This window comes from Vibrio sp. SCSIO 43009, from assembly GCF_023716525.1.
Classification (GTDB): Bacteria; Pseudomonadota; Gammaproteobacteria; order Enterobacterales; family Vibrionaceae; genus Vibrio; species Vibrio alginolyticus.
Map to the genome: position 1 here is coordinate 610,578 of NZ_CP071842.1, position 11,888 is coordinate 622,465.

10 protein-coding genes are annotated in these 11,888 nt (G+C 46.3%); 3 read left to right on the forward strand and 7 right to left on the reverse strand.

What is annotated here, in order from left to right:
- Nucleotides 1-51: 51 nt before the first annotated feature.
- Nucleotides 52-981, forward strand: coding sequence for a Kdo(2)-lipid IV(A) acyltransferase (locus J4N43_RS02960; RefSeq protein ID WP_158159765.1), 930 nt, complete (start codon nucleotides 52-54; stop codon nucleotides 979-981).
- 53 nt (nucleotides 982-1,034) lie between these two features.
- Here the strand turns inward: J4N43_RS02960 and panC are convergent, their stop codons facing one another.
- The 7 genes from panC to sfsA all read right to left on the reverse strand — a co-directional run bounded on the left by panC (nucleotide 1,035) and on the right by sfsA (nucleotide 6,981).
- Nucleotides 1,035-1,940 (reverse strand): pantoate--beta-alanine ligase, encoded by a 906-nt coding sequence (panC, locus tag J4N43_RS02965; protein ID WP_065274834.1) that lies wholly within the window; start codon nucleotides 1,938-1,940, stop codon nucleotides 1,035-1,037.
- Nucleotides 1,941-1,951: 11 nt separating this feature from the next.
- Nucleotides 1,952-2,746: a 3-methyl-2-oxobutanoate hydroxymethyltransferase gene (gene panB, locus J4N43_RS02970; protein WP_054574817.1), complete on the reverse strand. Its 795-nt coding sequence runs from the start codon at nucleotides 2,744-2,746 to the stop codon at nucleotides 1,952-1,954.
- 24 nt (nucleotides 2,747-2,770) lie between these two features.
- Nucleotides 2,771-3,256 (reverse strand): 2-amino-4-hydroxy-6-hydroxymethyldihydropteridine diphosphokinase, encoded by a 486-nt coding sequence (folK, locus tag J4N43_RS02975; protein WP_017635910.1) that lies wholly within the window; start codon nucleotides 3,254-3,256, stop codon nucleotides 2,771-2,773.
- Nucleotides 3,253-4,620, reverse strand: coding sequence for a polynucleotide adenylyltransferase PcnB (gene pcnB / locus J4N43_RS02980; protein ID WP_005386589.1), 1,368 nt, complete (start codon nucleotides 4,618-4,620; stop codon nucleotides 3,253-3,255). The genes folK and pcnB overlap by 4 nt, the downstream gene beginning before the upstream one ends.
- A 102-nt stretch (nucleotides 4,621-4,722) precedes the next feature.
- Nucleotides 4,723-5,586 (reverse strand): tRNA glutamyl-Q(34) synthetase GluQRS, encoded by an 864-nt coding sequence (gene gluQRS, locus J4N43_RS02985; RefSeq protein WP_005386586.1) that lies wholly within the window; start codon nucleotides 5,584-5,586, stop codon nucleotides 4,723-4,725.
- 95 nt (nucleotides 5,587-5,681) lie between these two features.
- A complete protein-coding gene (gene dksA / locus J4N43_RS02990) occupies nucleotides 5,682-6,128 on the reverse strand; it encodes an RNA polymerase-binding protein DksA (RefSeq protein WP_005386584.1) in 447 nt (148 codons plus the stop codon).
- A gap of 136 nt (nucleotides 6,129-6,264) precedes the next feature.
- The gene (gene sfsA, locus J4N43_RS02995) at nucleotides 6,265-6,981 is read right to left on the reverse strand and encodes a DNA/RNA nuclease SfsA (protein ID WP_017635909.1); all 717 of its coding nucleotides are present in this window, start codon (nucleotides 6,979-6,981) and stop codon (nucleotides 6,265-6,267) included.
- A 66-nt stretch (nucleotides 6,982-7,047) separates the two neighbouring features.
- Here sfsA and hrpB point away from each other — a divergent pair, with 66 nt between their 5' ends.
- Nucleotides 7,048-9,516 (forward strand): ATP-dependent helicase HrpB, encoded by a 2,469-nt coding sequence (gene hrpB, locus J4N43_RS03000; protein ID WP_053349857.1) that lies wholly within the window; start codon nucleotides 7,048-7,050, stop codon nucleotides 9,514-9,516.
- Nucleotides 9,509-11,881, forward strand: a complete 2,373-nt coding sequence (gene mrcB, locus J4N43_RS03005; RefSeq protein ID WP_005380020.1) for a penicillin-binding protein 1B — start codon at nucleotides 9,509-9,511, stop codon at nucleotides 11,879-11,881. The genes hrpB and mrcB overlap by 8 nt, the downstream gene beginning before the upstream one ends.
- The last annotated feature ends 7 nt before the right edge of the window (nucleotides 11,882-11,888 follow it).

The window sequence follows — 11,888 nt, forward strand, 5'->3', positions numbered from 1 at the left end:
TCGGTTTTTATCATGGTAGGTTTCAATCATTTGTAATAAATGAGTGATCCTATGAATATTGTCCCGCCGCCGCCTTACTCCTATCAGTTACTTAAGCCCAAATATTGGTCTGTATGGCTGGCATTTGGATCTTTAGCGATTCTTGTTAATGTACTGCCATACGTAGTATTGCGAATCTTAGGTAGAAGCATCGGCTGTATTGCGATGCATGTAATGAAGCGCCGACACAAGATCGCTCTGCGTAATCTCCAGCTGTGTTTCCCTGATTTTACGGATTGGCAATGTAAGGACGTAGTACGAAAAAACTTTCAATATACTGGAATGGCGATCATCGAAACCGGTATCGCTTGGTTTTGGCCAGATTGGCGGATACGTCGGATAACCTCTATTGTTGGAAAAGATCGTTTACTCGCTGAGGAAAATAATGGACGTGGTGTGTTGGTGGTGTGCAGTCACCATTTAAACTTGGAGATAACCGCTCGTATTTTTAGCCAGTTTGCCCAAGGTTATGGCGTTTATCGCCCAAATTCGAATCCTGCTTATGAGTTTATTCAACATCGAGGTCGAACTCGTTTTGGACATCAAATGATTGATCGAAAAGACGTGAAATCAATGCTCAAAGTTCTGAAGAATGGTCATCGACTTTGGTATTTGCCCGACCATGATTATGGCGTTAGCCATTCTGTTTTTGCGCCGTTTTTTGCTGTTGAACAAGCGGCGAGTACCGTCGGGTCTAGTGTTCTCATTGATGCAACAAAGTGCGCGGTTATATCTGGTGTTACAGTGAGTAAAAATCACCATTACACGCTGTACATTGGAAAAGACATTAGCGAGCGTTTCGAGAGACGTAATGCGGTTAAAGCGGCAAGCATCTTGAACCAAGAGCTTGAGAAAATGATAAAACGTGATATTCCAGCGTGGATGTGGCTGCACAAGCGGTTTAAAACTCGCCCTGAAGGGTTAGATTGCGTCTATACGTAGAGTATAAAAAAGGTCGACTAAGAGTCGACCTTTTTACTTTTATGGCTCAGAGCTTACTCTGCGTTCTCTGAGTTTGTATTGTTAGATTCAGCTTCTTCCTTCGTTTCGACAACCATATCTACCGTTTGGTTATCGATAAGACGAGCTTTGCCTAGGAACGCAGACATCAGAATAACAGCTTGTGTCGTTTCTGGTGTGATCACTTGTAATGTACGAGCATCACGAATGAAGATCTCATCAGGGTGCAGACCTGCAGCTCGAAGTTGGTCGCTTGCATCTTCGATGATCGATGCGTAGTCATCGCGGCCACCGCGAATGGCACTACTGATCCAACGCATTGTACGAGCAAGTACAGGAGCGCGTTGACGCTCGTCCAGCGTAAGCAAGCCATTGCGTGAACTCATTGCTAAACCGTCCATTTCACGTACGGTTGGTACACCGATGATTTCAATGTCCATTGCTAGGTCATCAACCATCTTGCGGATAACAGCAAGTTGTTGGAAGTCCTTCTCGCCGAAGCACGCGACATCCGGTTGTACGATGTTAAACAGCTTATTCACAATCGTCGTCACGCCACGGAAATGACCTGGTCGAGACGCGCCTTCGAGAATTGTTGATAGGCCAGGGACATCGACGAAGGTTTGCTTATCCAGACCTTCAGGGTAGATAACTTCTGGTGTTGGCGTAAATACCACATCGACCCCTTCAGAGGTTAACTTGCTTAAGTCTTCCTCTAGCGTGCGTGGGTAATTATTTAAATCGTCAGCACGATCAAACTGCATCGGATTAACAAAGATGCTTACGACAACGATATCAGCGTATTCGCGTGCTTTACGCACTAAAGTTAAGTGGCCTTCGTGAAGGTTGCCCATGGTAGGGACAAACGCCACTTTACGACCTTCACGTTTAAAGGTTTTAAGGTGTTCACGAACTGCTGAGATTTCCGCAAAAGTTTGCATGCATTTATCCTCTAGGCAATGGTATGAGCGTCGTCTGGGAATACACCGTTGGCTACATCTTCAATGTATTTAGTAACGGCTTTGCGCATATCACCTGTTTCAGCAAGAAAGTTTTTGGAGAATTTCGGCATGTAGTTGGCAGAAATACCGAACATATCATGCATCACGAGAATTTGACCATCTGTTACGTTACCTGCACCAATACCGATAACAGGAACGTCAAGCACTTGCGTAATACGTTCAGCAAGCTCAGCTGGTACGCATTCTAGTAAGACGATTTGAGCGCCTGCTTCTTGCAGCGCTAATGCGTCTTTTACCATGCGGTCTGCTTTTTCTTGATCGCGACCTTGGATTTTGTAACCACCAAAAATATTAACAGCTTGAGGAGTTAAACCAAGATGAGCACAAACTGGAACTGATCGTTCAGTGAGCATTTTCACCGTGTCGACAAGCCAGTCACCACCTTCAATTTTTACCATATTGGCACCAGCACGCATCAGTTTAGCCGCACTTTCGCAAGCTTGCTCTGGCGTGGTGTAGCTCATGAATGGCATGTCTGCCATCAACAAACAATTTGGGCTACCAGCACGTACGCAACGAGTATGGTAAGCGATATCATCGACCGTTACTGGCAGAGTATCGTTGTGACCTTGCAAAACCATACCTAGAGAATCACCAACAAGAAGTACTGGCATTTCTTGGCTTTCAAACAGTTGGGCAAAGCTCGCATCATAAGCGGTTGAAGTAGCAAATTTACGACCTTCTTGCTTCCACTTGATTAGGTCGTTGATGGTCATTTTTTTCATGGTTTTATCCTTACTAGGAGTTGGCTATGACTGCCAGATACTGAGGCCGTTTCTATCTACTTGTTCCAGTAGTTCAGAGACCTCGGTCCCATCAGGGAGTTGTAAACTTGGTGCAATTTCCGCAAGAGGGTAGAGTACGAATTCACGCTCTTTCATTCCATAATGAGGAACGATCAGCCTCTCGGAATTAATCACCTCATTGCCATAAAGCACAATGTCGAGGTCCAAGGTTCTTGGTCCCCAGCGTTCGTCTTTACGGACACGCCCTTGTTCTTGCTCTATAGCTTGTGTGCAATTGAGCAATTCAATAGGCGTCAAACTGGTGTTAATAGACACAACCGCATTGATGTAATCCGGTTGGTTTTGTGGCCCCATTGGCGTGCTGCTGTATAGCGAAGAAGCTTGAACAAACTCTGATTTAGGCAGCGTTTTTAATGCTTCAATCGCTTGCTTCGCTTGGCTGACAGGATCCGCCAAGTTACTGCCTACCGCAATGTACGCTGTAATCATGATTTGGGCTTACTCTTTTTCTTGCGATAAGTTTTACGGCGGCGCTGGCCTGTTTTCGGTGATTGACCGTCTAAGTCGGCAGCCATTGCTTGACGCATTTCTCGGCCTGCATTTTGAAAAGTTTCCCACCACTTGGCAAGCTTCTGAGTGTCACCACCTTCAATTTCACCGCGCATTTCAAGAAAATCAAAGCCAGCTCTAAATTTATTGAGCTCCATAAGACGGAATGCACGTTTACCGTTACGTCGTGGAAGACGAAGCTGTAACTGCCAAATCTCGCGAATGGTTGCGGTGTGGCGTCTTGGAATGGCAATTGTGCGAACTTGCTCGTCAAGAATGATGTTGCTCGCTTCCATAATGGCGTCGTAATGGCCTAAGTTGCGCTCTTCCATCAGTTCATCGGCTTTCGCACACAGTGGGTACCACAGCATTGCAGCAAACATAAATGCTGGATTGATGCGTTTCCCATCTTCGATGCGCATGTCGGTAGAATCTAGGACAAGATCCAACATCTGCTCAGTGTGAGAGGAGTAATCTTCTGTAAAGTGCGCTGCAATCGTCGGGAATAGTTGCTGGAATAGGTTGTACTCACGCAGTAGGTGGTAGGTTTCTAAGCCATGACCGGATTGCAATAATTTGAGTGACTCTTCAAAAAGACGCGCTGACGGAATGTCACCGAGCAACGGTGCCATGTGTTCGATTGGCGCTGCGGTGTCTTCTTCAATATCAAAGTCTAGTTTTACCGCGAAACGAACCGCACGCAGCATGCGCACAGGGTCTTCACGGTAGCGTGTTTCTGGATCACCAATCAGTCGAATTAGGCGATCTTCTAAATCTTCAATACCACGTGCGTAGTCGTGAATCGAGTAATCTGCGATGTTGTAGTACATCGAGTTAATCGTGAAATCACGGCGCTCAGCATCTTCATCGATGGTGCCGTAGACGTTGTCACGCAGCAGCATACCCTCTTTTGATTGCTGAGAAATGCTCTTATTCTTTTGCTCTTGGTGGTGACCACGGAATGTCGCAACCTCAATGATGTCTCGGCCAAACATAATATGAGCCAAGCGGAAGCGGCGACCAATCAAACGGCAGTTACGAAATAGCTGTTTGATCTGTTCCGGCGTTGCGTTGGTCGCAATGTCAAAATCTTTTGGTTTTTGTCCAAGCAGTAAGTCTCGAACCCCGCCACCCACAAGAAAAGCATCGAAACCAGCACCATTTAGGCGGTACAGTACCTTCAGCGCATTATCACTGATCTGCTTACGCGAAATGTTGTGCTCTTCACGAGTTATTACATTGAGAGCGAGCTCTGGAATTGTGGCAGGTTCGCTTGGTGTATAGTCGTTTGTATTCATGTGCATCTGGCAATAACTGGGTTTAATCCAATCTTGCTTTGGTTAGTTTTATACGCCTCTAGGGCCTAATTTGCGGCTAATGATAGCCTACACAATGCCATTTGAGAATCACGGTGTGATCTCGATCTCTGCTGGAAGCTGTTCCAACCGCCAGTTTTCGCAGCCCCAACGAAGAATATCTTCTATGTTGGCCGCCCTTACGGTTTCAGGTATCTCGAAACCTAAAAATGTCATGGCGCGCAATAGAGTAGGTTTTGGTGTATCTATATCAATAGCCGTCGCGTGATTTTGTTTCGACAATTTATTGCCGTTGTTGTCCATCGCCAATGGTAAATGCAAGTAGCTAACTTCAGGCTGACCAAGTATTTGGTACAGGCTAATTTGACGCCCTGTCGGCTCGATTAAGTCTGCACCTCGCACGACTTCTGTGACGCCTTGGTCGATGTCGTCCAATACTACCGCAAGATTATAAGCAAATAATCCATCTCGACGTTTAATAATGAAATCTTCATTAACGAGTTGCTCTGGAATAGTAATGGTTCCCCGCTTTTGGTCGAGGAAATGAGCGACAGGCTTGGTCATTTTTAGGCGAATCGCGCCGTCTTTCAAGTTTTTATCGCGGCAAGTGCCAGGATAAAAACCGCCATGCTCTTTAATTTGCTTACGAGTACATTGGCAATAATAGGCTTCTCCATTTTCGAGCCATTTGTTTATTTGAGCTTGGTAAAGGTCGTGACGTTCGCTCTGGTATACCACTTCTCCATCCCAATGCAGCTGATAGGCCTTGAGTGCCTCTAGGATAAGTTGCGCTGCACCTGGCATTTCTCTTGGTGGGTCTAAGTCCTCAATACGTACTAACCAAGCTCCGTTTTGTGCTTTCGCTTGAAAATAACTGCCAAGAGCGGCAATCAGTGAACCAAAATGCAGTGGACCAGAAGGAGATGGGGCGAATCGACCTACATAGCGTGTCATGCGTGTATCTCGAATTTAGTAAACAAATAGGGTGCGAAGATAGCCAAAACAAAAAGGGAGCCTGAGCTCCCTTCAACAATCATAATGCTGGGTGATTAACCTTGCATTTGCTTCTCTTTGATTTCTGCAAGTGTTTTACAGTCAATACAAAGGTCAGCGGTTGGACGTGCTTCAAGACGGCGAACGCCAATCTCTACGCCACAAGACTCACAGAAGCCAAAATCGTCTTCTTTGATTTTATCCAAAGTCTTTTCAATCTTCTTGATCAAACGGCGTTCGCGGTCACGGTTACGCAGTTCTAGGCTGAACTCTTCCTCTTGAGAGGCGCGGTCAACTGGATCTGGGAAGTTTGCTGCTTCGTCCTGCATGTGGTGAACAGTACGATCCACTTCAGCTCTTAGCTGGTCGCGCCAAGCTGTTAAGATTTTCGTAAAGTGTTCAACCTGCTCTGGTGACATGTACTCTTCACCAGGTTTTTCCTGATATGGCTCCACGCCGGCAATGGCTAGGATGCCTATCGTTTTCTTCTTTGATTCTGGCATACAGCATCTCCTACTTACACCTAGTCAACTGCTACGCAGTCAATTTAAGGCGGGTATCTATAGCAAAAAGAGGCGGTGCAAGCAAATACTGAATCGCAAAGTTATCGTCAATGTGAAGACGACATCATTTTTTCTCTTAATTGATAAAATCAATAGCGGAAATCAGCTTCATTCCAGTATCGCTCAGTTCAGCTTTGTAGCAGAGAACTTCCACTCCAGCGTCTTGTGCTTGTTTGAGTAATAGTGAATATTTCGCGTCTATATGGTGCGCCGCGGATACTTTTTCAATACCTGAATGTAAAACAGTGAATAAAAGTATGGCTCTACTTCCATTTTGTGCCATTTCTGTGAGCTCTCTCAGGTGTTTTTGTCCCCGAGTCGTGACCGCATCTGGGAAGTATCCTTGTCCAGTAGAGTCGGTCTCATCAAGAAGAGTGACGCTTTTCACTTCTATATAGCACTTTGGCTTGTCGTCTGCGCTGAGCAAGATATCAATTCGGCTATTTTCATTGCCGTATTTCACCTCAGTTTGAAGTGTGTCATAACCACAAAGCTCTGAAATGACATTATTTTCAATAGCCTCTACGGCTAATTGATTGGCACGCGCGGTGTTGATACAAATACGGTGGCCTTGTTCGGTCTCACTCAACTCCCAACTATTGGGGTATTTTCGTTTCGGGTTGTCGGAAGTAGAAAACCAAACCTTGTTTCCGGGCGTTGCACAACCCGTCATTGCACCTGTATTTGCGCAGTGGATTGTACGGATTTCACCAGTATCGAGCTCGATATCGGCAAGAAAGCGTTTATAACGTTTGAGTAGAGTGGCGGACTCTAAAGCGGGTGTGAAATGCATTTGCTTATTTAGACAAAAAATTTTTTATGTACAATGTTGCCACCATTACACCATAAGGTATTTCCTTTGTCACAATTGCCGATTGAAGCCGTGATGCCTGAGTTGCTGACGGCGGTCAAAAATCAACATCAAGTGATCTTAAAAGCGGCGCCTGGTGCCGGTAAGTCGACTTACTTCCCTTTGCAGTTACTCTTAAATCATTCGGTTGCTGGAAAAATCATCATGCTTGAGCCAAGACGACTCGCGGCGCGTAACATTGCCCGTTATCTTGCTGAGCAATTGGGAGAACAAGTTGGTCAACGCGTGGGTTATCGAGTTCGTGGCGAGGCAAAGGTAAGTTCTGCAACGCAGCTGGAGATCGTGACCGAAGGGATCATGACCAGGATGATCCAAACTGACCCTGAACTGGATGGGGTTGATCTACTGATCTTTGATGAGTTTCATGAACGCAGCATTCATGCCGATACCGCTTTGGCATTCAGTTTAGAAGTTCAAGAGGCATTGCGAGACGATCTCAAGCTGGTGGTAATGTCGGCAACGCTTGACCAACAAGCATTACAATCGTTGTTGCCGGAAGCCAGTTACATTGAATCTGAAGGGCGCAGCTTTGATGTGGCAATGCGCTACCAGCCGTTAGGTGTGAACGAGCATTTACCTACGAGTATGGCAAAAACAATAGAAAGTCTTATGAACAAAGAGTCTGGATCTTTGTTAGCTTTCCTACCGGGTGTTGGTGCCATAAAACAAGTTGAAGAGCGGTTGTCTCATTTAGCGGATGATATCGACGTATGCCCACTTTATGGTCAACTGAGTTTTGCAGATCAACAAAAAGCGATTACGCCAGCAGAACAAGGTAAGCGTAAAGTCGTTCTAGCGACCAACATTGCAGAAACTTCACTAACGATTGAAGGCATTCGCCTCGTCGTTGATTCTGGGTTAGAGCGTGTTGCCCGCTTTGATTTGAAAAACGGTTTAACACGCTTAGAGCAAACACGCATTGCACAGTCTTCAGCGATTCAGCGTGCAGGACGAGCGGGACGAATAGAAGAGGGCATTTGTGTTCGTCTTTATTCTGAAAGCCAGTTCAAGCAGCAACCGCTGGTTCCCCAACCCGAAATTTTGCATTCCGATTTGGCTAGTTTAGTTATGGAGCTTGCCTTTTGGGGAGCGAGTAATATCCACGCTCTAAAGTGGCTTGATGTTCCAGCTAATGCGTCATTGGAACAAGCGAAGCAGCTATTGGTGTCATTGGGACTACTGACGGAAAAAGGGCAATTAACGTCCGAAGGAAAACAGGCGCATGAACTAGGCGTTGAGCCTCGTGCGGCTGCGATGCTAATTAAAGCGCAATCTTACAGTGATAAGATGTTAAATGCTGCTTTGACGGCGGTCGCACTGATTGAAGAGCCAGAGAGGAGTGTTACCAATATCGCTCATAGCTTGCATCGTTGGCTTGTTGGTACTCATCCAAAAAAGTCGATGTTGTTCAAGCGTGCTCAATCTCTGGCGTACAAATTGGATACGGTATTTGACCTGAAAGGCGTGGATGAAGATGCATTACCGCTGGTGTTAAGTTTGGCATTTCCAGATCGCATTGCGCAGCAGCGCACAAATCAATTTGGGCGATTTACTTTGGCTAATGGTCATGGTGCAGAATGTCGTCAGGAAGACATGCTAGGTGGCTGTGAGTATTTGGTTGCCGTTGACTTAATGCGTTCTCATTCTAACTCAAGTCAAATTCATTCGGCATGTGAATTGGATGTCAATATATTGCGAACGACCTTTGATACGCTATTTTCGTCTGAAGAAGTAGTGGACTGGGATGAAAAAAGAGGCCGTCTAATAGCTGAGCGACAAACAAAACTCGGTCTGCTGGTCGTTGAACGCGAGCCGTTGCCAAGCCCGGGCAAAGAAAAAATGACACAAGCTTTACTCACGTATGTCCGCCGCCAGGGCTTACAGAGTCTAAACTGGACACCGGCAGCGGAGAGCTTGTTGGCTCGGATTCGTTGTGCGGTGGAATGGTTACCTGAGCAGTTATGGCCAGTGTTTGATGAAGCCAGTTTGCTGGATTCATTAGAGGAGTGGTTAGAACCATACATGACGTCTGTCAGCTCGGTTAAAGACCTGAGCAAGATAAACTTGGTCGAAGCGCTTAATGCTCTATTAGGTTGGCCACTCAATCAACAACTGGATGAATGGTTACCTGAGCATTACCAACTACCCACAGGTTCAAAGAAGCGTATCCGTTACCAATATGGCCACGAGCCGATATTATCGGTGCGTATGCAAGAAGTATTTGGGGAGAGTGGTTCCCCAACGGTAGCTCTTGGCCGCAAGCGTTTGGTGGTTGAACTGCTTTCACCGGCACAACGTCCATTGCAAGTAACGTCGGACTTGGCGGCTTTCTGGAACGGAAGCTACAAAGACGTTCAAAAAGAGATGAAAGGGCGCTACCCAAAACACGTTTGGCCAGATGATCCTGCCAATCATGTAGCAACAACGAAAACAAAAAGACAATTGAATAATGACTGACAGCAAGAAGCCTAGCGCGAAAAAAGCGCCAGCGAAGAAAAGTACAACCAATAAAGGAACCGCAAAACAGACTCGACGTACGCCGAGTAAAAAGCCGACTAACGAGAAACGTTCGTGGTTGAAAGTTCTGTGGTCGTTTAGCTGGAAAGCTGGCGTTGCACTTGCCGCTGTTTTGCTGTTTGTTGGGATTTACTTAGATAGTGTGGTGAAAGAACGCTTTGAAGGTCAGCTGTTTGAGCTGCCAACGGTGGTTTATGCCCGTATCTTGAATCTAAGCCCTGGTGAGAATATCACCATCCAAGAACTGCGCAACGAGCTAGATGTGTTGAATTACCGTAAAGTGAGTCAACCTCGTTACCCAGGCGAATATTCCTCTTCTTCCACTCGGATTGAATTGATTCGTCGTCCATTCGAGTTTGCCGATGGTCCCGAGCCGGATCGTCACATTATGCTGCATTTCTCTGATTCCGGCTTGCAACGTATTCAGTCTTTAGAATCTCGAGGAGACCTTGGTTACTTGCGCCTAGAACCGAAGATGTTGGGCATGCTGGAGAAAGACCGTGATGAACAGCGCCTTTTCTTACGTCGTGATCAGTTCCCTGAAATTTTGGTGGATGCACTGCTTGCGACCGAAGACCGGGATTTTTATCAACATGACGGGGTGTCACCGCTCGCGATTGCACGTGCATTGGTTGCGAACATTAAGGCGGGTCGTACTGTTCAAGGTGGTAGTACGCTGACTCAGCAATTGGCAAAAAACCTGTTTTTGACTCGTGATAAAACACTGTGGCGTAAAGTTCGAGAAGCGTATATCGCGCTAATTTTGGATTACCGTTACAGCAAAGATCGTATCTTAGAAGCCTACCTAAACGAAGTGTACCTAGGTCAAAGTGGAGGTGAAGCGATCCACGGGTTTGGCTTGGCGTCGCGTTACTATTTTGGGCAGCCAATTCAGGAGTTGCGAATCGATCAGCTGGCGATGTTAGTTGGGATGGTAAAAGGACCGTCTTACTACAACCCAATTCGTTACCCTGAGAGAACGAAAGAGCGTCGTGATCTCGTTCTGCGCCTGTTAATGCAGCAAAACATGTTGACTTCAGAGCAGTATGAACAAGCTGTAAGTCGTCCACTCGATACGCAAAGCAAGCCACGTATTGCGAGCCGTCAGCCAGCTTATTTCCAACAATTGAGTATTGAATTAAAAGAAAAAGTTGGGGAGCGATTTAAGGCAGAGACCGGACTGCGCGTATTTACGTCTCTGGACCCAGTATCGCAAAGCAAAATGGAACAAGCTATCGCGAAAAAGATCCCAGAACTAGCTAAACGGGGTGGTAAAGAGTTAGAAGCCGCTGCTGTGGCCGTTGATCGCCATAGTGGTGAAATCCGTGCGATGGTTGGTGGTAAACGTGTCGGTTATGAAGGCTTTAACCGAGCGCTCAATGCCAGTCGTCCAATTGGTTCTTTAGTGAAACCAGCGATTTACTTAACGGCTCTAGAACAACCGGATAAATACAACCTAGGCACGACGCTACACGACACGCCGTTAAGTCTGAAGAGCAGTAAAGGTAACGTGTGGACGCCGCGCAACTACGATAGAAAATATCGTGGTGATGTGCCACTTTACATTGCTTTAGCGAAATCACTTAACGTACCAACCGTGCGCTTAGGTATGGCACTTGGCATTCCTGAAGTGTCCAATACTTTAGAGCGTTTGGGCGTGAACAAAGACGAAATTCGCCCAGTGCCTTCGATGTTTTTGGGTTCGTTTTCTTTGACGCCATTCGAAGTCGCACAGATGTATCAGACTCTGACGAATTCAGGTAAGCGTGCAAAACTGACCGCTCTGCGCTCAGTCATGGATATGGAAGGTAATGTGCTGTATCAATCCTTGCCTCGTTCATCAAGAGCCGTGGATGAACAAGCTGCATGGCTAACGACCTACGCGATGAAACAAGGGGTTGCTCAAGGCACTGGCCGCTTCTTACAAAGCCAGTTTGGTTGGGCTGCATTGGCAGGAAAAACGGGTACCAGTAATGACAACCGCGATAGTTGGTTTGTCGGTGTTGATGGTCGTGAGGTGACGACAATTTGGCTAGGCCGCGACGATAATAAACCCGTGAATCTAACGGGGTCGAGTGGTGCATTACGAGTGTACGCAGAGTACTTGAAGCAGCGTATTCCTGAGCGCTTAGAGCTCCCATGGCCAAGAGAAATCACCACATTAGGGTTCAAGCCTACATCTGATGGAGGTTTAGAAATGAACTGCCGTAGTGATTACAAACTGCCGGTTTGGGATAAAACCGGTCAGATAAAGCAACAGTGTGAGAAGAAATCAAACTGGTTAAATAGCATATTTGATTGGTAGCATCGCC